Origin of the sequence: Microbacterium sp. zg-Y818 (assembly GCF_030246905.1) — a bacterium.
Lineage (GTDB): Bacteria > Actinomycetota > Actinomycetes > Actinomycetales > Microbacteriaceae > Microbacterium.
This window is the reverse complement of sequence record NZ_CP126741.1, coordinates 3137001-3161676: the sequence shown is the minus strand read 5'-3', so window position 1 is coordinate 3161676 and position 24676 is coordinate 3137001. Positions and strand designations below refer to the sequence as shown.

The 24676-nt window shown below is 70.3% G+C and carries 25 protein-coding genes; 18 read left to right on the top strand and 7 right to left on the bottom strand.

Annotated features, from left to right (window positions below):
• Nucleotides 1–179: 179 nt before the first annotated feature.
• From rpmB to QNO21_RS14965, 5 genes are all read left to right on the top strand, one after another.
• The gene (gene rpmB, locus QNO21_RS14985) at nt 180–416 is read left to right on the top strand and encodes a 50S ribosomal protein L28 (RefSeq protein ID WP_257494552.1); all 237 of its coding nucleotides are present in this window, start codon (nt 180–182) and stop codon (nt 414–416) included.
• The gene (rpmG, locus tag QNO21_RS14980; protein WP_005051772.1) at nt 416–586 is read left to right on the top strand and encodes a 50S ribosomal protein L33; all 171 of its coding nucleotides are present in this window, start codon (nt 416–418) and stop codon (nt 584–586) included. Before rpmB ends, rpmG begins: the two co-directional genes overlap by 1 nt.
• Nucleotides 587–589: 3 nt before the next feature.
• Nucleotides 590–895 carry a 30S ribosomal protein S14 gene (gene rpsN, locus QNO21_RS14975; protein ID WP_257516230.1) on the top strand — a complete coding sequence of 102 codons (306 nt, stop codon included), beginning with the start codon at nt 590–592 and terminating at the stop codon, nt 893–895.
• Nucleotides 896–1224: 329 nt separating this feature from the next.
• Entirely contained in the window at nt 1225–1512 is a 288-nt protein-coding gene (locus QNO21_RS14970) for an HU family DNA-binding protein (RefSeq protein WP_257518598.1), read from the top strand.
• A gap of 115 nt (nt 1513–1627) precedes the next feature.
• Complete coding sequence (locus QNO21_RS14965) at nt 1628–3613, top strand: bifunctional copper resistance protein CopD/cytochrome c oxidase assembly protein (protein ID WP_257518597.1); 1986 nt, start codon at nt 1628–1630, stop codon at nt 3611–3613.
• Between the two features lie 144 nt (nt 3614–3757).
• On the opposite strand, the gene QNO21_RS14960 is transcribed toward QNO21_RS14965, so the two are convergent.
• Nucleotides 3758–4885 (bottom strand): hypothetical protein, encoded by a 1128-nt coding sequence (locus QNO21_RS14960; RefSeq protein WP_257518596.1) that lies wholly within the window; start codon nt 4883–4885, stop codon nt 3758–3760.
• A 116-nt stretch (nt 4886–5001) separates the two neighbouring features.
• On the opposite strand from QNO21_RS14960, the gene QNO21_RS14955 reads away from it, so the two are divergent.
• Nucleotides 5002–6357 (top strand): ATP-dependent DNA helicase, encoded by a 1356-nt coding sequence (locus QNO21_RS14955; RefSeq protein ID WP_257518595.1) that lies wholly within the window; start codon nt 5002–5004, stop codon nt 6355–6357.
• Between the two features lie 32 nt (nt 6358–6389).
• Here the strand turns inward: QNO21_RS14955 and QNO21_RS14950 are convergent, their stop codons facing one another.
• Together QNO21_RS14950 and QNO21_RS14945 are read right to left on the bottom strand one after the other, a co-directional pair.
• Nucleotides 6390–7046 carry a biliverdin-producing heme oxygenase gene (locus QNO21_RS14950; RefSeq protein WP_257518594.1) on the bottom strand — a complete coding sequence of 219 codons (657 nt, stop codon included), beginning with the start codon at nt 7044–7046 and terminating at the stop codon, nt 6390–6392.
• Nucleotides 7047–7121: 75 nt separating this feature from the next.
• Complete coding sequence (locus QNO21_RS14945; RefSeq protein WP_257518593.1) at nt 7122–7430, bottom strand: DUF2470 domain-containing protein; 309 nt, start codon at nt 7428–7430, stop codon at nt 7122–7124.
• A gap of 79 nt (nt 7431–7509) precedes the next feature.
• Between QNO21_RS14945 and QNO21_RS14940 the strand changes: the two genes are divergently transcribed.
• Both QNO21_RS14940 and QNO21_RS14935 read left to right on the top strand, forming a co-directional pair.
• On the top strand, nt 7510–8799 hold the full coding sequence (locus tag QNO21_RS14940; RefSeq protein WP_257518592.1) for a serine hydrolase domain-containing protein: 1290 nt from the start codon (nt 7510–7512) through the stop codon (nt 8797–8799).
• A 136-nt stretch (nt 8800–8935) separates the two neighbouring features.
• Nucleotides 8936–9814 (top strand): SDR family oxidoreductase, encoded by an 879-nt coding sequence (locus tag QNO21_RS14935; RefSeq protein ID WP_257518591.1) that lies wholly within the window; start codon nt 8936–8938, stop codon nt 9812–9814.
• A 152-nt stretch (nt 9815–9966) separates the two neighbouring features.
• Here the strand turns inward: QNO21_RS14935 and QNO21_RS14930 are convergent, their stop codons facing one another.
• Together QNO21_RS14930 and QNO21_RS14925 are read right to left on the bottom strand one after the other, a co-directional pair.
• Nucleotides 9967–12042 carry a brain acid soluble protein 1 gene (locus tag QNO21_RS14930; protein ID WP_257518590.1) on the bottom strand — a complete coding sequence of 692 codons (2076 nt, stop codon included), beginning with the start codon at nt 12040–12042 and terminating at the stop codon, nt 9967–9969.
• Nucleotides 12043–12073: 31 nt separating this feature from the next.
• Nucleotides 12074–12868 carry a hypothetical protein gene (locus QNO21_RS14925; protein WP_257518589.1) on the bottom strand — a complete coding sequence of 265 codons (795 nt, stop codon included), beginning with the start codon at nt 12866–12868 and terminating at the stop codon, nt 12074–12076.
• A gap of 128 nt (nt 12869–12996) precedes the next feature.
• Here QNO21_RS14925 and QNO21_RS14920 point away from each other — a divergent pair, with 128 nt between their 5' ends.
• The 3 genes from QNO21_RS14920 to QNO21_RS14910 all read left to right on the top strand — a co-directional run bounded on the left by QNO21_RS14920 (nt 12997) and on the right by QNO21_RS14910 (nt 16791).
• Nucleotides 12997–14283: a M23 family metallopeptidase gene (locus QNO21_RS14920; RefSeq protein WP_257518588.1), complete on the top strand. Its 1287-nt coding sequence runs from the start codon at nt 12997–12999 to the stop codon at nt 14281–14283.
• 115 nt (nt 14284–14398) lie between these two features.
• Nucleotides 14399–16153, top strand: coding sequence for a sensor histidine kinase (locus QNO21_RS14915; RefSeq protein ID WP_257518587.1), 1755 nt, complete (start codon nt 14399–14401; stop codon nt 16151–16153).
• Nucleotides 16126–16791: a response regulator transcription factor gene (locus QNO21_RS14910; protein WP_257518586.1), complete on the top strand. Its 666-nt coding sequence runs from the start codon at nt 16126–16128 to the stop codon at nt 16789–16791. Before QNO21_RS14915 ends, QNO21_RS14910 begins: the two co-directional genes overlap by 28 nt.
• 89 nt (nt 16792–16880) lie before the next feature.
• Here the strand turns inward: QNO21_RS14910 and QNO21_RS14905 are convergent, their stop codons facing one another.
• Nucleotides 16881–17558: a ThuA domain-containing protein gene (locus QNO21_RS14905; RefSeq protein WP_257518585.1), complete on the bottom strand. Its 678-nt coding sequence runs from the start codon at nt 17556–17558 to the stop codon at nt 16881–16883.
• A gap of 182 nt (nt 17559–17740) precedes the next feature.
• On the opposite strand from QNO21_RS14905, the gene QNO21_RS14900 reads away from it, so the two are divergent.
• Entirely contained in the window at nt 17741–18196 is a 456-nt protein-coding gene (locus QNO21_RS14900) for a hypothetical protein (protein WP_257518584.1), read from the top strand.
• A gap of 94 nt (nt 18197–18290) precedes the next feature.
• Nucleotides 18291–18632 (top strand): avidin-fold protein, encoded by a 342-nt coding sequence (locus tag QNO21_RS14895; RefSeq protein ID WP_257515120.1) that lies wholly within the window; start codon nt 18291–18293, stop codon nt 18630–18632.
• Between the two features lie 7 nt (nt 18633–18639).
• On the opposite strand, the gene QNO21_RS14890 is transcribed toward QNO21_RS14895, so the two are convergent.
• Complete coding sequence (locus tag QNO21_RS14890) at nt 18640–19212, bottom strand: Lrp/AsnC family transcriptional regulator (protein ID WP_257518582.1); 573 nt, start codon at nt 19210–19212, stop codon at nt 18640–18642.
• A 135-nt stretch (nt 19213–19347) separates the two neighbouring features.
• On the opposite strand from QNO21_RS14890, the gene QNO21_RS14885 reads away from it, so the two are divergent.
• Genes QNO21_RS14885 through QNO21_RS14865 form a run of 5 tightly spaced genes read left to right on the top strand, consistent with a single transcriptional unit; the run spans nt 19348 to nt 24610 of the window.
• Nucleotides 19348–20937, top strand: a complete 1590-nt coding sequence (locus QNO21_RS14885) for an ABC transporter substrate-binding protein (RefSeq protein ID WP_257518581.1) — start codon at nt 19348–19350, stop codon at nt 20935–20937.
• Nucleotide 20938: 1 nt separating this feature from the next.
• Complete coding sequence (locus QNO21_RS14880) at nt 20939–22003, top strand: ABC transporter permease (RefSeq protein ID WP_257517049.1); 1065 nt, start codon at nt 20939–20941, stop codon at nt 22001–22003.
• Nucleotides 22000–22944, top strand: coding sequence for an ABC transporter permease (locus tag QNO21_RS14875; protein WP_257517048.1), 945 nt, complete (start codon nt 22000–22002; stop codon nt 22942–22944). The genes QNO21_RS14880 and QNO21_RS14875 overlap by 4 nt, the downstream gene beginning before the upstream one ends.
• Nucleotides 22941–23765, top strand: a complete 825-nt coding sequence (locus tag QNO21_RS14870; protein ID WP_257518580.1) for an ABC transporter ATP-binding protein — start codon at nt 22941–22943, stop codon at nt 23763–23765. The genes QNO21_RS14875 and QNO21_RS14870 overlap by 4 nt, the downstream gene beginning before the upstream one ends.
• On the top strand, nt 23762–24610 hold the full coding sequence (locus QNO21_RS14865) for an ABC transporter ATP-binding protein (RefSeq protein ID WP_257517226.1): 849 nt from the start codon (nt 23762–23764) through the stop codon (nt 24608–24610). Before QNO21_RS14870 ends, QNO21_RS14865 begins: the two co-directional genes overlap by 4 nt.
• The last annotated feature ends 66 nt before the right edge of the window (nt 24611–24676 follow it).

Here is a 24676-nt window from a genome sequence, read left to right as displayed (position 1 = left end):
CGCAGGTCAAGCCGACACGCCCGCCCGTGCTAGACTGACTCTTCGTCTGCGCGCACTCCAGCACGCAGTTCGCACCCTTCCCTTCGACCGCGGTCCTTCACGGGCCGGATCGAGTGCGGGGTGCAGACAAGGGATCTTGGGTGGCACCGTCCGGTGCCACGGTACTAAGGAGACATCACATGGCAGCAGTGTGCCAGGTGACTGGAGCTGTTCCCGGCTTCGGTCACAACATCTCGCACTCGCACCGCCGGACGAAGCGCCGCTTCGACCCGAACGTGCAGAAGAAGACCTACTTCGTGCCCTCGCTGGGCCGGAAGATCACGATCAACGTGTCCGCCAAGGGCATGAAGGTCATTGACGTCCGCGGCATCGAGTCGGTTGTCAAGGACATGATCGCGAAGGGTGTGAAGCTCTGATGGCCAAGAAGGCTCAGGACGTCCGTCCGATCATCAAGCTGCGTTCGACCGCCGGCACGGGTTACACCTACGTCACGCGCAAGAACCGCCGCAACAACCCCGACCGCATCGTGCTGAAGAAGTACGACCCGGTGATCCGCAAGCACGTCGAATTCCGAGAGGAGCGTTGATCCATGGCTAAGAAGAGCAAGATCGCGCGCAACGAGCAGCGCAAGGTCATCGTGGCCCGCTACGCCGCGAAGCGCGCCGAGCTGAAGAAGGCGCTCGTGTCGCCGGAGTCCACCGACGAAGAGCGCGAAGCCGCCCGCGTGGGGCTGCAGAAGCTGCCCCGCAACGCATCGCCCGTGCGCGTGCGTTCGCGCGACGTCATCGACGGTCGCCCCCGCGGAAACCTCACAAAGTTCGGTATCTCGCGTGTTCGCTTCCGCGACATGGCTCACCGTGGCGAGCTGCCCGGTGTGACCAAGTCGTCCTGGTGACACCCGGTCGCTGACCGCATCGAAAGGCCCGCAGTTCCCCGGAACTGCGGGCCTTTCGCGTTGCCCAGTGAGTATTCGCGTTGCCGAGTGAGTATTCGCGTTGCCGATCCCCGAAACCGGCCGAGAAAGATGGTTGCGACGCCCGGAACGGGCGCATCCGTCCCGATTCACCCGCGACACGCGGTGAATCTGCCCCGCAAGGCGCCCAAATCCGCATGATTCCGCGGATCGTGGGTATATTCGGGCACGGTCGCACTGACCAGCCCGGGGGCGCCAGCCTCCGGTCCGAAGGACAAGAAGGCGGCGCCGCCGCCTTGGAGGACAACCCCATGGCTGACAAGTCCATCACGAAGACCGAGCTCGTCTCGAGCATCGCCAGCGCCACCGGCCAGAGCCAGGCCACCGTCTCCGGCGTGCTCGACTCGCTGTTCGCGGCCGTCTCCGAGGCCGTCGCAAAGGGCAGCAAGGTCTCGATCCCCGGCTGGATCGCGTTCGAGCAGGTCGACACCGCCGCGCGCACGGGCCGCAACCCGCAGACCGGCGAAGAGATCAAGATCGCCGCCGGCAAGCGCGTCAAGGTGACCGCCGGCTCCAAGCTCAAGGCTGCCGTCAAGTAACGACTCCGGCCCAGGCCAGGCCTCGGCGCGCGCAGGCGCGCCCCGAGACCTCGCGCCGCCAGAAGGGGGATGCCACGCGGCATCCCCCTTCTGCATGCCCACGTAGGCTTGTGTGGTGAACTCCCGCGCCCTCCGGTACGCCGGCCCGACGATCCTCGCGGTCGCGGCTGTCGCCGTGCTGCTGTGCGGGCTCGCCTTCGCCGGGGGAGCCGAGCCGCTGCGGCTGGGCGATCCCGGTCCGGTCGTCCGCTGGGGCCTGCCGGTGGCCAAGCTCACGGTCAACCTCAGCGCCGCCGTCATGGTGGGATCCCTCGTCGTCGCGCTGTACGCGCTGCGGGCGGGGACGCGCGCCTTCGAGACCGCGCTGGATGCGGCATCCGTCGGCGCAGCCGTTTTCACCGTCTCGGCCGGCATCACGGGGTTCTTCACCGTGCTCAACGCCCTCGGCTCCACTCCCAGCCCCGACGCGCAGTTCGGCCAGCTGCTGGGACGCTTCCTCGTCGAGCAGGAGCTCGGCCGCTCGTGGCTGCTGACCACCCTGGCCGGCGCCGTGCTGACGGTGCTGACGTTCGCGGTGCGCACGTGGACGCCAACGCTCATCGTCGCGATCCTCGCGATCGCCTCGCTCGTGCCCATGGCCACGCAGGGTCACTCCGGCGACGACGCCAACCACAGCGCGGCCGTCACAGCGCTGGCGCTGCACCTCATCGCGGCCGCGGTCTGGCTGGGCGGTCTCGTGCTCATGGTGCTGGTGCGGCCCGTGCTCTCACGCGACGAGATGGCCGACGTGCTGCGGCGCTACTCCTCGATCGCGCTGGCGGCGTTCATCGTGGTCGCCGTCTCGGGCACCGCGCGCGCCCTCGCCGGCGGTATCACGCTCGAGCTGCTGACCTCTCCCTACGGCCTCGTGCTGCTGGTGAAGATCGCCGCGCTCGTCGTGCTGGGCGTGCTCGGCGCCTGGTACCGCGTGCGGCTCATCGGCCGATACCGGGAGGATGCCGCATCGCGCCGGTTCTGGTCGCTCATCGGCCTGGAGCTGGCCTTCATGGGCATCGCCAGCGGTGCGGCGGCGGCCCTCGCGCGCACGCCTCCGCCGGTCGACACGTCGCTGCCCGTGGACCTCACGCCCGCGCAGTTCCTCACCGGGGCGCCGCTGCCACCGGAGTTCACCATCGACCGCTGGTTCACCGCGTGGGACATCGACCTGCTCTGGGCCTTCGCCGTCGCCTTCGGCGCGTTCTTCTACGTCGCGGGCGTCATTCGCCTCCGCCGACGCGGCGACACCTGGCCGGTCCACCGCACCGTCCTGTGGCTGGTGGGTCTTGCGCTGCTGCTGTGGGTCACGGGCGGGCCGATCAACGTCTACCAGGACTACCTGTTCAGCGTGCACATGGTCGGGCACATGCTGCTGTCGATGGCCATTCCGCTGTGCCTCGTGGCGGGAGCTCCGGTGACCCTCGCGGCACGGGCGATCCGCAAGCGGGACGACGGCACGCGCGGCGGCCGGGAGTGGATCCTGTGGGCGGTGCACAGCCCGTTCTCACGCGTGGTCACCCATCCGCTCTTCGCGGCGGCGATGTTCATCGGATCGCTCTGGGTCTTCTACTACACCGACCTCTTCCGCTGGTCGCTCTACGACCACCTGGGCCACGAGTGGATGGTCGCCCACTTCCTCATCGCCGGGTACCTGTTCACCCTGTCGCTCGTCGGCGCCGATCCGGTGCCGTATCGCTACCCGTACCCGTTCCGCCTGGTCACGCTCATCGCGGTGATGGCGATGCACGCGTTCTTCGGCATCGCGATCATGATGCAGTCCGGCCTGATGGTCGCGGAGTGGTTCGGCTCGATGGGGCGCACCTGGGGTGTGACCCCGCTGGAGGACCAGTACGCGGGTGGCGGTGTGGCGTGGTCGGTCGGCGAGATCCCGACGCTCGTGTTGGCGCTGGTCGTGGCGATCCAGTGGAGCCGCAGCGACGAGCGGATGCAGAAGCGGCGCGACCGTCAGGCGGACCGAACCGACGACGCCGAGCTCAAGGAGTACAACGAGAAGCTCGCGCGACTCGCCGAGCGGGATGCCCGCCGGGAGCGCGCCGGGCTCTGAGGGGGGCGGGCGCGGGGGTTCCCGGGTGCTGTGCGCCAAGCCGGCCCGGTTGTTCAGTCGTCGCATACTTCCCTGTGGAGCGCGTGCGCAGGGCCATTCGTGACGACCGTGCGGGCGGTGGTGCTCACTCGGCGGCGCGAATACTCACTCGGCGCCGGAGAGGACGATCGAGGCTGTGCCGTCGGGCAGCACCGAGATCTCGCCCGTCAACTGGAACGGCACGTCTTCGCTGACCGGCGTCACAGATCCGTCGAACAGTGACCTCACCTCGACGTCGATGTGCGCGACGGCGTCGGTCACGGGAATCTTCCACCCCGCGCCGTTCGGTTCCAGCGTGACCTGCGGCGGCTGCGGGATCGACCACTCGGGCAGCTCGTTGATGCGGTTGCGCACCGTGAATCCGAACGGGCACCCCGCGGGCTGCAGCACCTGCTGGGCGGCGCAGTCGGCCAGGAACTGGTCGACCTGCTCCTGCACGACGCCGATGAACTCCTCGGTGGGCTGCGCCTGAAGCTCGATCGGGATGCCGGTGGCCGGCGAGTCCGACAGCACCGCGACGCCGGGGGTCGCCGACATGGCGGTGTCGACCGACACGGAGTAGACGCCCGGGGAGAACACCAGCAGCGGCACCGACGCGGTGGGGTCGGCCTCGGCGCCCTCCGGTGACACCTGGCGCTTGTCGACCTCGAAGCCGTTGACGGTGAACTGCATGGCGCCGTGCACCGTCAGGTCGATCACCGCGAGCGGCGATTCGGCGAACCGCCAGGAGGGGGCCACGCCGATCCAGCCGTCGCGCTCCACGGCGAACGTGGTCTTTCCCGGGTAGGGCCCGGCGCTGTATTCCACCGTCACCAGGGTGACGCCGTCGCGGGTCTCCTCGGCGACGGCTCGCACGTCGGTGAGCTCGGCGAGGGCCGCGCGACGCAGCAGCGCCTCTGAGGCCGTCGCCGGAAGGCCGGCGGCTTCGAGGTCGGCGGAGTCCACGACGACCCCCGGGACGGTCAGGGCGTCGGCGGCCCGGCCCTCGCTGAGCATCGTGAGGTAGCGCGTGACGAACGCGCTCGGGCCGTAGAACTGCGTGTACAGCACGCTCGAGGTGGCAGCCAGCGCCGCGAGCAGCAGCACGCCCGCGACGGCCAGCAGCGAGAGATCCCGCCGCAGGCGACGGCCGGCCGACCGGGAGCCCGGCGTGGCGGCATCCGCCCGGGGCGAGGGGGCGCCGTCGCCGCGGCGCGCGCGAGAGCGCATCGGCTCCGTGACCCCCTGCTGCATGTACTCAGTCTAGGAACTGCACCCGCCCCCAGCCCGGGAGTACTCCCAGGCGGCGCGGCGTGGCGCGCTGTGGGCATCGGCGGCTGGGCGCCTCGCGCCTGTGCGAGCATGAATCAGTGAGCACACCGCCCCTCTCTGATGAACAGGAAGCGGTGTTCCGGCTGATCGAAGACACCGATGAGCACGTCTTCGTCACCGGCCGCGCCGGCACGGGCAAGTCGACGCTGCTGCGTCACCTGGCCTGGAACACCGACAAGCAGATCGCCGTCTGCGCCCCCACCGGGGTTGCCGCCCTCAACGTCGAGGGTCAGACGATCCACTCCCTGTTCCGGCTGCCCATCGGGCTCATCGCCGGAAGCGACCTGGACCAGCCCGACCAGACCCGCCGCATCCTCAATGCCCTCGACACGCTCGTCATCGACGAGATCTCGATGGTCAACGCCGACCTCATGGATGCCATCGACCGCTCGCTCCGCCAGGCGCGCGGCCGACGCAGCGAGCCGTTCGGCGGCGCCCAGGTCGTCATGTTCGGCGACCCCTACCAGCTGGCGCCGGTCCCGCCCCGGGGCGACGAGATGCGGTACATCCGCGACCACTACCGGTCGTTCTGGTTCTTCGACGCGCACGTCTGGGCGGGGGAGTCGGGTGACGACGCCGATGGCGGCCTCATCGACCTCGGCCGTCACGGCGCGAAGCTCAACATCCGCGAGCTGCGGGACATCCACCGCCAGTCCGACCCGACATTCAAGATCCTCCTCAACGCCGTGCGTCACGGGGTCGTCACCGCGGACATGGCGGACATCCTCAACACCGCCGGTGCCCGGCGTCCGCCCGAGCCCGGCGGCGACGAGCCGCCCATCATCACGCTCGCCACGCGAAACGACATCGTAGGCCGCATCAACCAGCGCCACCTCGACGCCCTCCCCGGCACGGTGCAGACGGCCCGGGCCGATGTCAGCGGCGACTTCGGGCGCGGCGACGCGGCGTACCCGGCCGAGATGGAGCTGCAGCTCAAGGTGGGCGCGCAGGTGATGTTCCTGCGCAACGACGTCGGCGGTTTCGGCGAGCCGCCCCGGTGGGTCAACGGCACGATCGGCACGGTCACCCGCATCGCCGGGGCGACGGTGCGCGTCGAGGTCGACGGCGTGGAGCACGATGTCGAGCCCACCGTCTGGGAGAGGTTCCGGTACGCGTACGACCCGGCATCCAAGGCGCTCTCCCGCGACATCGTCGCGGAGTTCACGCAGTTCCCGCTGCGGCTGGCGTGGGCCGTGACGATCCACAAGTCGCAGGGCAAGACCTACGAACGCGCGATCATCGACCTGGGCTCGGGTGCCTTCGCCCCCGGCCAGACCTACGTCGCGCTGTCGCGGCTGACGAGCCTCGAGGGGCTGTACCTGACCCGGCCGCTGCGCCCCAGCGACATCCGCGTCGATCCGGACGTGCGTCGCTTCATGCGCCCGCGCGCCTGACGGCGCCGTCGCGGCGGGGCGTGCTCGGCAGGTCAGGCGACGAGGATGCCGGCCTTCGCGCGGGCCAGATCCTCGAACAGCTCGGTGTTGAACCGGTAGGCCTGCAGCACCTCGGCGATGACGCGCTCCTTCTCGGCGTCGTCCCACGGCGCGGCATCCAACTGCTCGCGATAGACGTCCTTGAAAGCCTTCGGGTCGGCGATCGCGTCGAAGAGGTAGAACCCGATGCCGTTCGTCTCGAAGCCGAACCGGCGAGCCATCAGCCGGCCGATGAACAGGCCTCCGGAGAGGTCGCCGAGGTAGCGGGTGTAGTGGTGGGCGACGAAGCCCCCGGCCCAGGTCGCACCGACCGCCCGGATGCGCTCGACATAGCGCTGCGTCGTCGGCAGCGGTTGGATCTGCGTGCGCCAGTCGGCGCCCAGCAGGAACCCGAGGTCCGCTTCGAGGGCGGGCAGGCGCGTGAGACGGTCGCTGATGAACACGGATGCCACCGGATCGGCCTTCATGCGCTCAGTGGCCCCCTCGAGGGCTTCGTAGATGAACCAGTGCTGCGCGACGAGGGCGATGTAATCCTCGCGGGTGCCCTCGCCCTTGATGAGGTCGGCCATGAATCCCGCGCTCTCGCTGCCGGAGTGGGCGCCGGTGGAACGCTCGCGCAGTGCGGTGGAGAAGGCGATCGGCTCGGACATGCCCTCATCGTATGACGAAGGCTCAGCTAACCTGAAGCTTTTTATTCAGGCGGCATCCGGTTGTCTGGGCCGCTGTCAGCTGTGGGGCCGCGGTTCGACCCCGAGCGCGGCGCAAGCGGCGTCGTACAGGGCCACGATCTCGCGGCGAACGTCGCGGCGCTCCGCGATGGGCGCGTGCGGCCACCCCACGCGCACCGACTGTGCCGACCCGTCGGCCCGCACGGCCACCCAGTCGCCGCCGTCGCCGTCGAAGCCGGCCATGGTCGCCTGCACGGCGTCGGGGCACCCGAACGCGCGCGCGATCAGCAGGCTGTCGTCGGTGTGGTCGTCGTTCATGTGCCGGAGCACGCCCACCAGGGTTTCGTCGTCGAAGGTATGCGGCATGACCCCCAGGCTAGGTGAGCCGTACGGGGGCGGACGCCGGGGTGTGTTTGAATCGTAGGGAGACTTTTCGGGGGTTTGGATGCCGCACATCAGCCGCGCACGGCGCGTCGTGACCGCGATCGCCGGCGTCGTCGGCATTGCGCTCGTCGCCACCGCGTGCTCCGGCAACGGGCCGTCTGTCGTTCCCGACGTTCCGGAGCAGGTGGATGCCGCGCTGGCCGCCGAGACTCAGCAGCAGCTGCAGGGAGCGGTCGAGCGCGCCATGGCCGCGACGGGCTCGAGTGGCGCGATCGTCGGAGTGTGGGCGCCGTGGAGCGGCACGTGGGTCGCGGGCCTCGGGACCACGACGCCCGGCGGCCAGCCGGTGAGCACCGACATGCGCTTCCGGGTGGCCAACGTGACACGCGCGATGACCTGCGACGTGCTGTATGCGGCGGCATCCGACGGATTGGTGTCGCCTGACGACGCGGTGACCGAGTGGATCACCGGCATGCCGGGCTACGAGGACATCACCCTCGAGCAGCTGTGCGACTCGACGAGCGGCATCGCCTCGTACGCGCCGCGCGTGATCGACCGCTGGCTGGCCACTCCCGAGCGCGTGTGGAGCCCCAAGGAGCTGGCCGCCTACGGGATGGGATCCGCGCGCACCGGCGAGCCCGGGGCGGCGTTCGCCGATTCGGACACCGGGTACCTGCTGCTGGGCATCGCGCTCGAGCGGGCGACCGGAATGTCGGCCGCGGAGATGTACGAGAAGTACATCACCGAGCCGCTCGCGTTGGAGGCCACCGCGCTTCCGGCAGCGACGCGCAATCTTGCCGAAGCCGAGGCGCCCATGCTCAACGGGCTGTACTCGCCCGACGGTCCGGAGGGCGGGGCCAACTGCGCCGAGCCGATGGACGTCACCGCCCTGTCGTCGAGCACCGGCTACACCGCCGCCGGCGTGGTGTCGGACATCGAGGACCTGGGGCTGTACATGCAGGCCCTCGCGACGAGATCCCTTCCCGGTGCCAACGACGACCGCTTCGCCTCGGTGATGCCCGCCGGGCCCGGCGCTCCTGCCTGGTACACCACCGCCGGCGGCACCTACCAGGCAGGGTCGCTCATCGGCCAGTACGGTGCGATGCCGGGATACATCACCGGGGCCTTCTCCGACCCGGCCACCGGGATGACCGTCGCGGTCGTGCTGAACAACTCGCGCGCGAACGGTGGCGTCGGAGCGTACCTCGCGTGGGAGCTCGCCGCGATCGCGTCGAAGGCGCCGGCGGCGTCGGGACAGACCGCGCCCGCCGCCGGCCTGCCCTGGACGGCAGAACAGTACGGTGAGGCCGTCGCCGCCGCCGCCGTCTGCCCCCTCCCCGCTGCCGAGTGAGTATTCGCGCGGGATGCTGAATACTCACTCGGCAGCGTGAGGGGGGACGCTTCCGTCTGAGCGAAAAGGGGTGTCAAGCCCCTTTTCGCTGCTGCTTCGCTTGGGCACGCTCGAAGCACGCAACGGAAGGAGCCACATGACCATGCAGGATCCGCGTGATAAGTACCGCGACGAAGAGATCCCCGCCCAGCACCAGGAGCAGCCCGGCCTGACCGGGGAGACGCTGCCCGACCCCGACCACGGCGAGAAGACCTACCGCGGCAGTGGCCGACTCGAGGGTCGCAAGGCGCTGATCACCGGCGGCGACTCCGGCATCGGCCGCGCCGTCGCGATCGCCTACGCGCGCGAAGGCGCCGACGTCGCGATCGTCTACCTCCCCGAGGAGCAGGAGGATGCCGACGCCACCGTCGCCCTCATCGAGCGGGCCGGCCGCAAGGCCGTTGCCCTCCCGGGCGACATCCGCGACGAGACCTTCGCGACGAGCATCGTGGCCGACACGGTCGAGCAGCTCGGAGGCCTCGACATCGTCGTGCTCAACGCGGCCTACCAGAAGGACCGCGACGGCATCGAGAACCTGCCGACCGAGGAGTTCGACCGCGTCTTCCGCACGAACCTCTACGGCATGATCTGGACCGCCCGCGCTGCCGTGCCGCACCTGCAGCCGGGTTCGTCGCTCATCGTCACCGCGTCGATCCAGGCGTTCAGCCCGTCACCGTCGCTGGTGGACTACGCCATGACCAAGGCCGCCCAGGTGGCATTCGTCCGCGCCATGGCCGAGGAGCTCGGACCCCGCGGCATCCGCGTGAACGCCGTCGCCCCCGGTCCCATCTGGACACCGCTCATCCCCGCCACCGGCTGGGAGGTCGAGCGCCTCGAAGAGTTCGGCCATGACACCCCGCTCGGCCGGGCCGGGCAGCCGGCCGAGCTGGCCGGTGCGTACGTGTACCTCGCCTCCGAGGACGGCTCCTACACGTCGGGTGCCGTGCTGCCGGTCACGGGCGGCAAGCACCTGTAACGAACGGACGGGCCGGGGACCCATCGGGCGAGCAGTCCGATGGGCCCCCGGTTGTCCCGCCGACGCCGGGGGGAGGCGTGGCGGTCCGGGCGACGGTCGGCGCGGGGGCGCGGCGACCGCCGGCGTGGGAGCCGTGCGTGGGCGCCGTTCGATCAGCCCTGACGCAGTTCGGCGAGCTCGCTCTTGCGCTTCTCGAGCTCTTCGTTCAGCGCATCGAGGTTGTCGGCGAGCACTGCGCGGGCGTCCTTGAGCAGGTCGGGGTCGACGTCGAGCCCTCGAATGCTGGGCACCTCGTCGCCCCAGCTGACGGGGATGTCGCACAGAGTGAGTTTCTCGACGGTCGGGTTGTGGAGGAGGACGTTCGCCCTCGCGGATTCCTTCCACGAACAGCGGAACTCCACGCCGCCGATCACCGGGGCCTCCTGCGCATCCACGTGCCCGGCGAACGTCTTCGACTCGGCACCGAACATCGAGGCGTCGACCGGAATGCGGATCGAGGTCCCGCTGAGGCGGTACCACGAGTTGCCCTCGCCGAAGAAGTACAGCTCACCCGTGTACACGTCCCAGGCCTCGTACTGCACCATTCGCCCCACGGCGCCGAACGGGATCTCCGGGTAACTCGTCAACTTGTACTCGAGTCCTTTGCTGAGGTCATATCCGTAGCTCGTCTCGGAGCTGATTTCCACTCCGTACTTGAAGGTCTCACCCGGCATCGGCTCATACTCTGCCTCGTAGCTGAGCTTGACGCCGAAGGTCTGCTCGACGGAATCCGTGACCTCCTGTGACCAGGTGCGCTCGAACTTCCACTCCTGGGGCTCGTCTGAACCCGCCGCGTGGGGCTGGGTGGCGATGGTCCGCGGGTTCCCTGCCTCGGCCGTGTCGAGCGTCGGCTCACCGATGGACTGGATGCAGCCGTCCCCCTGCTCGCCACAGGCGTCGACGATGCCGCGGTCCCTGGCATCCTGGTCTGTCGTCACCGTGTCCACCTTGGCCATCCGCACCTGGAAGGTGGTGTCATCGTCGGTCTTGACGTTCGGCTTGCTCATTCCGGTGGGCTCGCACGTGAACGGCGTGTTCTCCAGCACGCGCACACCGGTCGTGTTCGGGTCGCCCAGGAAGATCGAACAGGTGGCGGAGGGCTCGCTGCCCGACAGGTACTTGTAGTTCTCCGCCCAGCCGCTGATCCAGTACGGGGTTTCCTTGCCGTCGAGCAGGATGCGGTAGGCGAAAGATGCCTGCGCGTGGGTGTCCGGTTCGGACTGTTCGCGCCCGAAGTTCTGCTGCGCGGCGGACCATGTGAGCTGCGCCCCGTTTTCGATGGTCGCGTACGGCAGCGCGCGCTTGTGCTCGACGTCGGCGTCCACCGGGTACCAGGCCTCACCGTTCATCACGATGCGCTTCTGCTGGTTCGCGGTGGAGAAGGTCCCCTCGGCGAGGGAGATGACCGGTCCGTGGCTGACGTTGCGCACGTCGATGATGCCGGTGATGGTGGACCAGTTGTACAGCGCCACCTTCGCCGAGGCGAGCACGGCCCCCGATGCCCCCTGCGTCGAGCTCCCCTCGCACGCGAAGGGCGACTCGTTCTGGAAGTCCACCGGTGCGCCGTCCTGCAGGATGACGCAGTCCGTCTCGACGCTCAGCGATCCGGATGTGCGGTTCACCTTCGAGGTGTATTCGACGGTGTAGTCGGTGAGGGTTCCGTGGTCGATCAGCTGCGCGGTGAAGGTCACCTCGTGATGGCCGTCATCGGGCATGGGGTAGTCCCAGGCCAGATAGTGGATGCCGGCATCGGCCCAGTCGTATTTCTGCTCCGCGGCCACGTCGGTCTCATTGTGCGGGTTCGCCGGCTGCACGCCCGGCGCGAACGCATACCGCAGCTGGAACCCGGTCGCCCGTGTGGGCACCGCGTCCCGCCGCACCGTCTGAGTGGCCTGGGACAGCACGGATGCCACGTCCTCATCGGCGGGCTCGGGCTCGGGCGCGTCGGGCGCCGGCGCCTGCTCGGTCGCGGGCGCCTCGGTCGCGGGCGCCTCGGGCTCGGGCGCGTCGGGCGTCGCCTGCTCCGGCGTCTCCGAGGGCGCGGGCGCGGCGGTCTCGGTCTGCGGATCGCCGGTCTCGGCGTGTGCCGGGCCGGCCAGGACCCCCACGAGGAGGATCGCGGCGATCGGGATGGCGAGGGCGGCGCGGGCGCGCACGGATGCCCGCCGGCGGTGAATGGTGGATCTCATCTGTCTTCGTTCCCCTGAGTGATCGTGGTCGTCAGCCGGACACGCTGTGGTGCCAGGCGGTGAAGGTGTCGAACGAGGAGCGGAGCGCGGCGGCCGCCGCTGCGGCATCCTGCGTCTGCCCGTCGAGGATGGCGGTGTGCAGATCGTCGAGCGCCCGGAAAGCGGGCAGCAGGCGGGTGAGCACCTGGTGGGGCTCGTCTGCGACGCCGAGCTGAGCGGCCCGCACGACTTCGGCGAACGCCTCGGCGACGTCGCCCGCGGATCTGCGTACTGCTCCGCCGTCGCCCGCCGCGATCCCCGCCTCGAGCGCGGCCATGTGGGTGAGCGCGTCCTCGGTCGGCATCCGTGACAGCGACCGGTCGACGATGACGTCGTCGTACGGGCCCGGGTACTGCGCCGAGAGCGGAGCGAAGGCGGTCAGTGCACCCTCCTGGTCGCCGGCCGCGACCGCATCGGCGACGTCGAGCACGCCCGTGAAGGTGTCCACCCAGTGTGCGTACTGCACGTCGTCACGCGCGGCATGGTCCAGTGCGGCCGCGGCCGCCTCCAACGTCGCGGCCGTCACGATCCACGCATGGTCGAAGTCTTCCTCGAGCCACCCGCCGAGCACCGGGAGCGACAGCGCGTACGCCTGCTCCGGTGTGGCGGCGAGCCGTCCATCGGGCTCGGGGGCACCCGCGCCGGCCTCCGCGGCGGGCGGCAGCGCGGGGGGCGGCCCGGTCGACGCGCCGACGGCGATCGCCACGCCGACGCCGACGACGGCCACGACACCCGCAGCGATCGCGGCCGTCTTCCAGGGGTGGACTCGGGTCTGGTGCTTTTCCATCACCCCATGACGCTAGGGAGCGCCCACGCGGCAAACAGGGGACTCAGGTCCCCAGAGGTGGCCGCGTACCGCCTGATAACTTCGCAGAAATCGCACAAAACTGGAGCTTCACAGTGACATCTCGCCGCATGATCCGTCTGTTCGTCCCGCTCGTGGCGGCGGTGGCGCTTCTCTCGGCCGGCTGCTCGGCGACACCTCCCGCCGACGCCCCCACCGCGCCGTCGGCGGCCGGTTCCGTGTCGGACGTGACCGTACCGGACGCGTTCACCGCGGTCACCGTCGAGACCATCGGCGCGCCGCCGCTGCCGTTCCCCGGAACCGATGGCAGATTCCACGTCGTCTACGATCTCCAGCTCACCAACGCCACGAAGATCCCCGCGACCCTGGGCCAGATCGACGTCGTCGATGGTGCCGATCCGCAACGCACCGTCGCGAGCTTCTCCGGAACGGCGTTGGTCGATCCGTCGTGCACGTTCGGTGAGTGCAATCGGCTCCGGGATCTGCCTGCCGGCTACGTCGACAGCGCGGTCATCCCGCCCCAGACCAGCCGCGTGGTCTTCGTCGACTTCACCCTCGAGTCGCTCGACCAGCTCCCCCCGGTTCTCCTGCACCGCATCTCGGGTACCGGCGCGCTCTCCCCGGCGTTCGGCGAGCCGGGCGCCATCGAGTATCTGGCCGCGCCGCTGGCGATCTCCACCCGCACGCTGCCCGTCATCGCGCCCCCGGTGCGCGGCGACGACTGGGTCGCGCTCAACGGATGCTGCGAGCCCGGTTTCCCGCACCGCAGTTCGGTCATGTCGGTCAACGGCAAGCTCAACAACAGCCAGCGCTTCGCGATCGACTGGAAGCGGACGAACGACGCGGGCGAGTTCTACTCCGGCGACAAGACCAGCAACGACAGCTACGTCGACTACGCCGCCGACATCCTCGCCGTCGCGGACGGCACCGTCGTGTCGATCCTGGACGGCATGGCGGCGAACGCCCCCGGCGTACTGCCCGCCCACGACCCCGAGCTGGCGGCGAAGCTCACCGTCGAGAACGTCGACGGCAACCACGTCGTGCTCGACCTCGGCGGTGGGGTGTACGCCATGTACGCCCACCTGATCGCGGGATCGATCACGGTGAAGCCCGGCGACACCGTGACCGAGGGCCAGGTTCTCGGGCGTCTCGGCAACACCGGCAACGCCAACGCCTCGCACCTGCATTTCCAGTTGATGGACGGGCCGAGCCTGCTGGATTCGGACTCGCTCCCGTATGCGTTCGCGGGCTTCGACTACAGCGGGCAGGTCGCCCCCGAGTCGATCGCCGACGCCGACGACTACCTCACCGGCACCTTCCTGCAGGGTGCGCTGTCTCGGCCCGAGCCGCGCACCGGCGAATTGCCGCTGGGCTTCGCCATCATCGACTTCCCGTGACGCGGCGGTGCGCGGCGGGTCGAGCGGGCGGATGCCGCGCCACAGGCGACCTGGGTCGCTAGGTGTCCCGGCATCCAGCCGCCACAATGGAGTTCCCCGTCCCCTCTGGTGCCCGATGACCCAACCTCATGGCGGCCGTCCGGTACCCGTCCGTTCGGCGCTCGCCCGCTCGCTCGACCGCGCCCTCGCGATGGTCGCCGTGCTGGCGGGGATCCTGGGCGCCGTGTACCTCGCGCTGATCCCCGTCGAAGACCCGGCCTGGCCGCTCATCGCGGCGAGTGCGGTGATGTTCTGGGTCTACGTCGGCATCGGCGTGGTGGCGTGGCAGCGCAGGCCGAGCAACCCGCTGGGACTGCTCATCGTCCTGGCGGGGGTGATGATCCATCTGGGCACGGTGGGCAACACCGGTGTCCCGTTCCTGGTGGCCGTCGGAGCCGTCTGCGCGACGCTGGTCCTCCCTGCCATGCTGCATCTGCTGCTGGCCTTTCCCACGGGCTACCTCATCACCTGGCCGGCGAGGGCGGTGGTGATCGCCGGGTACACGCTGTCGACGGCGCTGCAGGCGCCGCAGTACCTGTTCGACGCGGACGGCCCGGCACCGGACCTGGTCATCGTCGATGCCCCCGACCTCGCCGCGGCCGCCCTCTCGGTGCAAGTGGTCGCGGGGGCGGCGGTCATGGCAGCGACCGTCGTGATCCTCGTCGGTCGGCTGAGGCGCGCGGACGCCGCCCACCGTCGCGTGCTCGTGCCGCTGTTCTCGTACGGCATCTTCGCCGCCGTCGCGACACCCCTCAGTGGCCGGCTGGTGCTGGCGCCGTTGGGCGTCGACCCCCTGATCGGCATCGCCGCGCAGTACCTGGTGGTCACGGGGGTGCCCGTGGCGTTCGCGCTCGGCATGCTGCGCGGCGGGTTCGCCCGCACCAGCCAGCTCGAGGAGCTGGGCACCTGGCTCGGCGCGGCCGCGGCCAGTCGCGAGCTGCTTTCGGCGGCGTTGGCGCGTGCACTGGGCGATCCGTCGCTGGAGTTGTACTTCTGGGCGGAGGGCCGCGGCTGCTTCGTCGACGCCGACGGGCATCCGGCGCCCCCTCGCGCCCCCCACCGCGGCTGGTCGCAGATCGTCCTCGACGGGCGGGTGATCGGAGCGATCGAGTACGACCGGGCGCTGCTGGTCGATGAGGAGCTCGTGCGCACCGCCGGCAACGTCGTGGCGATCGCGGTGGACCGCGAGCGTCTCACCGCGGAGCTGCGGGCGAACCGCCGGGCGCTGCTGCGCTCGCGGGAACGACTGGTCGAAGCGGCCGACCGTGAGCGCCGTCGCATCGCCAGGGACCTCCACGACGGGCTGCAGGCGCAGCTGGTCATGCTCGCCGTCGACGCCCAGCGCCTGGCCTCCGCCGATCCCGACGTCGTCCACGCGCGTGCGACGCGGCTGCGTCGCGACATCGACACCGCCGCGGCCGATCTGCGGCGGCTCGTGCACGACCTCGTGCCGGCGGCGCTCATCGAGCGCGGTCTGTTCGCGGCCGCCGAGGAGCTCGCGGATCGCATGCCGATCCCTACGCGGCTGGTCGGCGCTGTCGGGGTGCTGGGCGACGCGATCGCCGACACGGCGTACTTCGTGATCGCCGAAGGACTCACGAACGTGGTCAAGCACTCCCAGGCCGGTTCGGTCGTCGTCCTGCTGGAGGTGCACGGCGATGAGCTCGTGCTCGACCTGAGCGACGACGGCGTCGGGGGTGCGCAGGTCGAGCGGGGCACCGGTCTTCGAGGCCTGGCGGACAGGGTGGATGCCGCGGGCGGGACGTTCGCACTGACCAGTACCCCGACGGAAGGGACGCGCTTATGCGTGACGCTGCCCTGCGGATCGTGATCGCAGAGGACGAGACGCTCATCCGGCGCGGCCTGCAGCTTCTGCTGGAAGAAGCCGGCCATGATGTCGTCGCCTCCGTCGGCGACGCCGGACAGCTGCGTGAGGCGGTCGCCGCGCACGCGCCGGACCTGGTCGTCACCGACATCCGGATGCCCCCGACCAACACCGACGAAGGACTCCTCGCCGCCCTCGCCATTCGGGCGGCGCACCCTGCGACCGGGGTGGTCGTGCTGTCGCAGTATGTGCAGCGCAGCTACGCCCGCGAACTGCTCTCCCGCGGCACCGGCGGTGTCGGGTACCTCCTCAAGCAACGGATCTCCGACATCGAGACGTTCCTCCACGACCTGGCCGCCGTCGCCACCGGGGCAACGGTGCTGGACCCCGAGGTGGTGGCCGTCATGGTCGACCGCGCGAGCCGGGCGACCTCAGCCGTCGGCTGTCTGACCCCGCGCCAGCGCGAAGTCCTCGCCCTGGTGGCCGAGGGCTGCAGCAACGCGAGCATCGCCGCGAAGCTCTTCCTCACCGAGAAGGCGGTCGTGCAGCACATGTCCCGCATCTACGACTCCCTCGGGCTTCCTGCCGACGCGGATGTCCACCGCCGGGTGCAGGCTGTGATCCACTACCTCGACGACGCCTGAGCGGGGTTGGGCGCGCGGCATCCGCGTCGTGGCCCGTCCTTCGGGGATCGCCGGTTCTTCGGGTGCCCACGCGCCGGCGACGCCCGGGGTCAGGCGGCGCCGGCGGCCCACCGGGCGAGTGTCCCGATGAGGCGCCGGTGCCCCGCGGAGTCGTAGGATCGCTCGTCGTGGCCCAGCGTGTCGACGGCCACCCGCGCCGGGCCGTGCGTGCGCACCCAGGCAGCCGGCATCCGCTCGCCGTCGGTGACCTGCGTCGCGACGACGCTGCGCTCGCCGAGCTGCTGCAGGCGGCAGTAGCGCTCGTCGAACACCGAGAAGCCGTCGATCACGGTGCCTCCGGGGAGCACACCGCCCGCGATGTCGACGTCGCCGATCTCGGGATGCCACGACGCCTGCGGCACCCACATGCCGCCGATCGCCGGCGCCCACGATGGGTAGTCCCGCAGCGATGCGACGGCGCAGTGCATCGCCAGCAGCCCCATCCCGCGCTCGAGGGCGTGGTCGAAGCCGTCGACGGATGCCGCGGGAGCGGCGCCGTCCCGGTCGTCGCTCCACGGGTCGCCCGCGTTCACGACGAGCAGATCGACGTCGTCGAGCCGGGTCATCGCGGCATCCACGTCGTCGTCGATCCTCACCTCGAACCCCGTCTCGCGCAGGATCTCGGCGAGGAGGGGACTCGTGCGGGGGAACGGATGCCACGGGTCGGCGTACCGCCCGGAGCCGCTGACGACGAGGGCGGTCTGGTGGGACGAGGAGGCGGTCGGCATAGTGCCACGGTAGCGGGGTGGGGTGCGTCGGCCGGCTCGGGCGCGGAGCGCCGGACGGCGTCTTCGACTTCTCCTGGATCGACCGAATGGCACGACAACGAGCCAGACCCGGGCCTGGCGCGGCCCTCGGTCGAGACGTACCGTGGCCGCCTACGAACACGGACGCCACGGAGGACGACATCATGCGCAAGATCACCACGGGCGCGCTCGCGGCCATCGTTCTGCTCGGTGTCTCGGGCTGTACCGCCGGCGGCGCGACAGGCGGCGCCACGCAGGCCACGAAAGAGCAATCCGTCGCCGAGGCCTGCGACATCGCGCAAGGCGAGGCCCAGAGCGCCGAGGATGCGCTGACGCAAGCGCTCGCCCTCATCGACGACGAGGACTACGCCGGGGCATCGGAGGCGATCCGGTCCGCCACGGACGACCTGGACACTTCGCTGGCGCAGGTCACGAACGTGCGGGTGCGCGACGAGCTCGAGGACGTGTACGAGGACATGAGGGAAGTCGGCCTGCTGATCGACCAGCTGCAGGCCGCCGCCGACGACGCGCCGCTGCTGGCCGAGGTCCAGAGCGACCTCGTGGACGACAGCCGCGACGTGCAGGAGTCCGTTGACGAGCTGGCGGCCCTCTGCTCCTGACAGCGAAGGATGCAGGCCCGACCCCTGCCGCGGTGCAAGCCGGGCGGCTCGCCCCGTTTGGCAGAAGGCGCCCGTCTCACGCGATACTCGTGGGATGCCCTCCCCGATCAACCTCGATGGCCAGCGGTTCGCGATGGTCTCCTCCACCGCCAGCATCGTCGATCCGCAGTCCCCGACCACCTTCACGTACCACCAGGACGGATTGCTGGTGTGGGGTGAGTACACCGGCGACACCGTGACCGAGGGGCGCTTCGTCGGCAGCGTCGACGGCGACGTGGTCGGCATCTCTTTCGCCCACGCGCTCGCCGCCGACGGAAGCATCGTGCGCGGTTCCGCCGACAGCCGCGCGGAGCGCGCCGAGGACGGCCGCCTCCGCCTGGTGGAGAGCTTCGTCGTGGACGGCGTCGACCACGAGAGCGTGTGCATACAGCTCTGAGCGCGCGTCAGCCCGACGGGCGATCCGAGCTCGTCGCCACAAAGCTCATCAGGCCCCGCTCGGGCATGACCTCTTTGCGGGCGGGGATGTCAGTGGGCAGTACGTACGGCCGCTCGAACACCTCGTTGAGGATCAGCACGGTCTCCACGCGCGCCACCTGCGGCAGCAGGGCGATACCGCCCACCACGAGGGCGTGGATGCCTTCGACGTCGATGCTGCGCACGAGCAGCATGATGTCGTGCTCACCGGTGGTGATCTTCGCCGATTCGACCTCGGGAAGAGCCCGGACCGCGGCGAAGAACTCCTCCCAGCTCTGCGGGTGCACGGAGCAGAACACCAGCGCGCAGACACCGAGGCCCGCCTTGGCAGGATCGACCCGCGCCGAGTAACCGGTGATGACCCCCGCTCGGGTGAGGGCCTCCACCCGGCTGTACGCGCTGGCCCGCGAGATGCCGACGCGTGCCGCCAGCGCGGCAATTGAAACACGACCGTCATCTCTCAGCGCACGGAGGATGTCGTAGCCGATTTCGTCGATCTGGACGGCCGATCGTCCAGCCGAGTGCGTGCGCGTTTCCCTCATGTTGGACATATTGCACCTGGGTGTTACGTCCGTCAACGGAAAGTGCGCGTCCGTGACGGAATCTCGGATAGAGTGCCCGAAAACCCGCTGCGCTCCCTCGGGATGTCCAGCCCGCGATCTCAGGAGGACCCACCCGTGGCCCGATCCCACTCCCGTGCCGCTGCCGCGCTCGTCGCGGTTTCCGCGCTGGCGCTCGCCGGCTGCTCCGGCGGCAACTCGGCGAACACCGACGTGGACGGTGGTGACGGCGCGTCCGGCACGCTCGTCATCGACACCGCCTTCTCGCTCGAGACCGGTGACCCCGGCCGCAACTACGTGCCCACGGGCAACATGGTGCTGCACGCGGTGTACGACACGCTGCTCACCCTCGAGGGCGACGACACCACGCCGCAGCCGGCGCTGGCGACGATGGAGCAGAACGAGGACGCCACCGAGTTCACCTTCACCCTCGACGAGGACCGCGTGTTCTCGGACGGCTCCCCGGTGACGGCGGACGACGTCGTGTTCTCGCTGGAGCGCGTGGCGGGCATGACCGACTCCAAAGCCAACTTCCTCATGACGGGCATCACGGTGGAGAAGGTCGACGACGCCACCGTCGTGCTGAAGACCGAGAAGCCGTCGCTGCAGCTGCCGGCGATCGTGACCAACCCGTCGCTGTCGATCCTCAACGCCGAAGAGGTCGAGGCCAACGGCGGCGCCACCGACACCACCGACGCCGCGCAGACGTTCCTCGACGGCGCATCGGCCGGTTCCGGACCGTACCTGCTGGACTCGTTGGACCTCACCACCCAGGTCGTCCTGGTGGGGAACCCCGAGTACAACGGGCCCACTCCCGCTGCGTACGACAAGATCGTGGTGCGCAACGTCACCGAGAGCGCCACCCAGCTGATCAACCTCAAGGGCGGAGACTCGAACATCGCGGTCGACCTGAACGGCGACCAGGTCGAGGGCCTCGGCGACGGGTTCACCGTCGACTCCGTACCGTCGGCCGAGACGATCTTCCTGCTGATCAACCAGAACCCCGAGGTCGGCCCCGCCACGGCGAGCCCGAAGTTCGCCGAAGCCGTGCGCTACGCCCTCGACTACGACAAGATCCTCGAGCTCGCCGGCGTGGGTGCCGAGCAGGCCACCGGCGTCATCCCGCCGATGTTCGCCGGCGCGCTCGCCGACGGCGCCGGCCAGGACCTCGACCGCGCACAGGCCGCGCTGGCCGAGTCCGGCTACGCGGGCGAGACGGTCAAGCTGCAGTTCCCGAACGACAACCCGGTCGGGGGCGTGGAGTTCACGCCCGTGGCCGAGCGCGTGCAGGACCAGCTGAAGGCCGCCGGCATCAACGTGGAGCTCGCTCCCGCGCCGTTCGCGACCGAGATCGACCCGTACGTCAACGGCACTGAGGCGTTCTCGATGTGGTACTGGGGACCCGACTACGCCGACTCCTCGTCGTTCCTGCCTTTCGGCCCGGGCGAGAAGGTGGGGCTCCGCGCGGGATGGGATGCCGCGGCATCCGCCGACATCGCCGCCCTCGTCGCCGCAGCGCGCAACGCGACGTCGGTCGAGGAGCGCACCGAGGCGTTCGGCGCCTATGCCGCCGCCATGCAGGAGTCTGGTCCGTTCGTGCCGCTCATCGTCCCCGGCAACAACATCGCCTCCGACGACACCGTGAGCGGACTGACGTACAACCCGACGTGGACGCTCGACCTCACCGCGCTTTCCCCCACGCAGTGACGTGACGACGTCCACCACGCCCGCTCGTCGCACTGGAGCCGGCCGGCACACGCTGGCCCGGTACCTGGTGCGGCGGGCGGGCACCTCCGTCATCCTGCTCCTGGGCGTCGTGCTGGTGACGTTCCTGCTGACCGTCCTGGTGCCCGGGGACCCGGTGCGCGCTGCGCTGGGCGAGGGGGCTTCGTCGAACCCGGCGACCGTCGCCGCGTACGAGGAGAAGTACGGGCTGGACAAGTCGGTGCCTGAGCGCTTCGTGCTCTACCTCGGCAACCTGCTGCAGGGCGACCTCGGCACGTCGATCACGACGGGCCGTGCGGTGGTCGACGACCTGGCCAAGGCCGTCCCCGCCACGGGCGAGGTCGCGTTCTACGCGATCATCCTGAGCCTCGCCGTCGCGATCGTGCTGGGCACGCTCGCCGCGTACCGTCGCGGCAAGGCCACCGATCAGGTGGTGCGGGTGGTCTCGCTCGTCGGCCTCAGCATCCCGACGTTCTGGATGGCGATCCTGGCGTACAACTTCTTCTTCCTCGAGCTCGGTTGGGTGCGCGGATCGGGACGACTGTCGCCGACCATCACGCCGCCGCCGCGCGTCACGGGCTTCCACACGATCGACTTCCTGCTCAACGGCGACTCGGTCGGGTTCTTCGACGCCGTCAGCCACCTGGCTCTGCCCGTGTTCGTGCTGAGCCTGTTCACGATCGCCCTCCTGACCCGCTTCATCCGCACCTCGGTGCTCGAAGTGCTCGATGCCGACTACGCCCGCGCCGCGCGCGCCAAGGGACTGAGCGGACCGCGCGTCGTCTTCGGCTATGTGCTGCGGGGAGCGGCGCTGCCGATCCTCACCATGGTCGGCATCGCGTTCGGCACACTGCTGTCGGGCACCGTGCTCGTCGAGGCTGTCTTCGCCTGGCCGGGTCTCGGCACCTATGCCTACAACGCCGCCAAGGGTCTGGACCTGCTCGCCGTCACCGGCGTGGGGCTCGTCGTCGGCGTCATCTACCTCGTCATCAATCTCGTGATCGACATCCTGTACGGCGCGCTGGACCCCCGGGTGAGGCTGTCATGAATCTGCTGCTGCCCGCCCGCGTCGCCCCTCGGCGCCGCCGTCTTCCCGCCGCGTGGCGCTCTCCGCTGGCCGTCGTCGGCGTCGTCATCGCCGCCGGGTGGGTGGTCGTGGCGATCCTCGCACCGTGGATCACGCCGCACGACCCGCTCGCGCAGCAGCTGCCGCGCCTGCAGGCTCCCAGCGCCGAGGCGCTCATGGGGACGGATGCCAATGGTCGCGACGTCTTCTCCCGCCTGCTGGCGGGTGCGCAGACGACCATCCCGCTCGCCCTCGTGCTCGTCGTGTGCGCCATGCTCATCGGCACGGTCGTCGGCGCCGTCGCGGGCTACATCGGCGGCTGGGTCGACGAGGTGCTCATGCGCATCACCGACATGGTGATGGCCTTTCCGACCGTGATCCTGGCCATGGTGATCGCCGCCGCGCTCGGCCCCTCGATCATGAACGCGGTGATCGCCGGCATCATCGTCGCCTGGCCCCAGTACGCCCGCATCACCCGCTCGCTGGTGCTGAGTCTGCGCCACCAGAACTACGTCATCGCCGGCAGGCTGCTCGGATTCTCGCCGCTGCGGTCGCTGCGCGTGGACATCCTTCCCAACGTGGGCGGACCGGTGCTCGTGCTCGCCGCTCTCGACATCGGCACGGCGATCCTGCTGCTGTCGGGCCTGTCGTTCCTCGGCCTGGGCGCGCAGCCGCCCACGCCCGAGTGGGGCGCGATGATCTCCGCCGCCATGCAGCACATCGACGCCTGGTGGCTGGGGGTGTTCCCGGGTCTCGCGATCCTCACCGTCGTCATGGCGTTCAACTTCATCGGCGACTCGCTGCGCGACGCCCTCGACCCGCTGGCCGCTCGGGAGCGGCCGGCCGAGGCCGCCGCGGCTGCCGTCACGGGCACGGTCACGGCCGGCGGCCCGGCATCCGCCCCGAGGGAGGATGCGCGGTGAACGCCCTCACAATCAGCGACCTACGCGTCGAACTGGGGCCTCGTGGCGCCCGTAGCGAGGTCGTGCGCGGCATCGACCTGGCGCTGCGCCCCGGCGCGGTGCAGGGGCTGGCCGGCGAATCGGGGTCGGGCAAGAGCATGACAGCGATGGCGGTTCTCGGCCTGCTGCCGGCCGGGGGCACAGCGAGCGGGTCGATCCGGCTCGGCGACGAAGAGCTCATCGGGATGCCGTCACGCCGGTACCGCGCCGTCCGGGGCCGTCGCATCGGGATGGTGTTCCAGGACCCGTCGGCGAGCCTGCATCCGCAGCTCACCGTCGGCGCGCAGCTGACGGACGTGATGCGCACCCACCTCGGCCTCTCGCGGGCACAGGCGCGCACGCGGGCTGCGGAGCTGCTCGACCGCGTGCGGGTGCCGCATCCCGACGCCGCGCTGAAGAAATTTCCGCACCAGTTCTCCGGGGGGCAGCGCCAGCGGGTGGCGATCGCGATCGCGCTGGCCTGCGACCCGGAGGTGCTGCTGGCCGACGAGCCGACCACGGCGCTCGACGTCACCGTGCAGGCCGGCATGCTGCACCTGCTGCGCGACCTGGCGATCGAGCGGAACCTCGCCGTGCTCCTCGTCACCCACGACCTCGGTGTGATGAGCGCCATCGCCGACGACGTCGCGGTGATGCGTCACGGCCGCATCGTCGAGGCGGGGACGCGTGCGCAGGTGTTCACCGCTCCTGTCCACGAGTACACGCGCGAGCTTCTGGCGGCCATGCCCGACGCGCAGGAGCCGCTTGTCGCGGGCGAGATCCCCCAGGAGGACGAACGATGACCGCTCCGATCCTCGAGGTCAACGACCTGGTCGTCGAGTACGGCGGACGGGGCGCGCTGCGCGCGGTGGACGGGGTGTCGCTGCGGATCGTGCCCGGAGAGGTGCTGGCGCTCGTCGGCGAGAGCGGGTGCGGCAAATCATCGACCGCCCGCGCGGTAGTCGGGATGGAGCGCCCCCACTCCGGCGCGGTGTCGTACCACGGGGCCGCGGTGCCGCCGTTGGGACTGCGCACCCGGCCGACGGCGCTGACCGCGATGCAGATGGTGTTCCAGGATCCGAACTCGTCGCTCAATCCGCGCGTGCGGGTCGCGCAGCAGATCGCCGACGGCGCGCGTGCCGCGCGCAGCCGGGGTGCGGTGTCGGCGCGACCGGAGGAATGGCTCGAGGCGGTCGGGCTCGCGGCGTCGTTCGCCCGCCGGTATCCGCACCAGCTGTCGGGAGGTCAGCGCCAGCGCGTCGCGATCGCCCGGGCGCTGGCCGCGCGCCCGGACCTCATCGTCGCGGACGAGCCGATCTCGGCGTTGGACGCGTCGGCACAGGCATCCGTCGCGGGCATGATGCGCACCTTGTGCCTGGAGTCGGGGGCCGGGATGCTCTTCATCTCGCACGACCTCTCGGTGGTGCGGCTCATGGCTGATCGGGTGGCGGTGATGTACCGGGGGCGCATCGTGGAGTCGGGGCCGACCCCGCTCGTCTGGGCCCACCCCGTGCACCCGTACACCCGGGATCTGCTCGCGGCGATCCCGCACCCCGACGGCACCGGCACCCTCCCGGCGGCGCCCGCGGCGGAGTCGCCCGCGGAGTGGGCGGAGCACATCCCGGCCGCGCTGAACCGCGCGGCCTGACACCGGCGGCCGTGGGCCTGCTCGCCCCAGCTCAGCGGATCGATGACGTGGTATATTGTATATTCC

Excerpts from the sequence above, each read along its gene's own strand:
- QNO21_RS14875 (WP_257517048.1), top strand. The coding sequence starts at position 22,000 with ATGAATCTGCTGCTGCCCGCCCGCGTCGCCCCTCGGCGCCGCCGTCTT.
- rpmG (WP_005051772.1), top strand. The coding sequence starts at position 416 with ATGGCCAAGAAGGCTCAGGACGTCCGTCCGATCATCAAGCTGCGTTCG.
- QNO21_RS14925 (WP_257518589.1), bottom strand. The coding sequence starts at position 12,868 with ATGGAAAAGCACCAGACCCGAGTCCACCCCTGGAAGACGGCCGCGATC.
- QNO21_RS14915 (WP_257518587.1), top strand. The coding sequence starts at position 14,399 with ATGACCCAACCTCATGGCGGCCGTCCGGTACCCGTCCGTTCGGCGCTC.
- rpsN (WP_257516230.1), top strand. The coding sequence starts at position 590 with ATGGCTAAGAAGAGCAAGATCGCGCGCAACGAGCAGCGCAAGGTCATC.
- QNO21_RS14950 (WP_257518594.1), bottom strand. The coding sequence starts at position 7,046 with ATGTCCGAGCCGATCGCCTTCTCCACCGCACTGCGCGAGCGTTCCACC.
- QNO21_RS14920 (WP_257518588.1), top strand. The coding sequence starts at position 12,997 with ATGATCCGTCTGTTCGTCCCGCTCGTGGCGGCGGTGGCGCTTCTCTCG.
- QNO21_RS14970 (WP_257518598.1), top strand. The coding sequence starts at position 1,225 with ATGGCTGACAAGTCCATCACGAAGACCGAGCTCGTCTCGAGCATCGCC.
- QNO21_RS14900 (WP_257518584.1), top strand. The coding sequence starts at position 17,741 with ATGCGCAAGATCACCACGGGCGCGCTCGCGGCCATCGTTCTGCTCGGT.
- QNO21_RS14905 (WP_257518585.1), bottom strand. The coding sequence starts at position 17,558 with ATGCCGACCGCCTCCTCGTCCCACCAGACCGCCCTCGTCGTCAGCGGC.
- rpmB (WP_257494552.1), top strand. The coding sequence starts at position 180 with ATGGCAGCAGTGTGCCAGGTGACTGGAGCTGTTCCCGGCTTCGGTCAC.
- QNO21_RS14930 (WP_257518590.1), bottom strand. The coding sequence starts at position 12,042 with ATGAGATCCACCATTCACCGCCGGCGGGCATCCGTGCGCGCCCGCGCC.
- QNO21_RS14960 (WP_257518596.1), bottom strand. The coding sequence starts at position 4,885 with ATGCAGCAGGGGGTCACGGAGCCGATGCGCTCTCGCGCGCGCCGCGGC.
- QNO21_RS14945 (WP_257518593.1), bottom strand. The coding sequence starts at position 7,430 with ATGCCGCATACCTTCGACGACGAAACCCTGGTGGGCGTGCTCCGGCAC.
- QNO21_RS14940 (WP_257518592.1), top strand. The coding sequence starts at position 7,510 with ATGCCGCACATCAGCCGCGCACGGCGCGTCGTGACCGCGATCGCCGGC.
- QNO21_RS14890 (WP_257518582.1), bottom strand. The coding sequence starts at position 19,212 with ATGAGGGAAACGCGCACGCACTCGGCTGGACGATCGGCCGTCCAGATC.
- QNO21_RS14910 (WP_257518586.1), top strand. The coding sequence starts at position 16,126 with ATGCGTGACGCTGCCCTGCGGATCGTGATCGCAGAGGACGAGACGCTC.
- QNO21_RS14865 (WP_257517226.1), top strand. The coding sequence starts at position 23,762 with ATGACCGCTCCGATCCTCGAGGTCAACGACCTGGTCGTCGAGTACGGC.
- QNO21_RS14935 (WP_257518591.1), top strand. The coding sequence starts at position 8,936 with ATGACCATGCAGGATCCGCGTGATAAGTACCGCGACGAAGAGATCCCC.
- QNO21_RS14895 (WP_257515120.1), top strand. The coding sequence starts at position 18,291 with ATGCCCTCCCCGATCAACCTCGATGGCCAGCGGTTCGCGATGGTCTCC.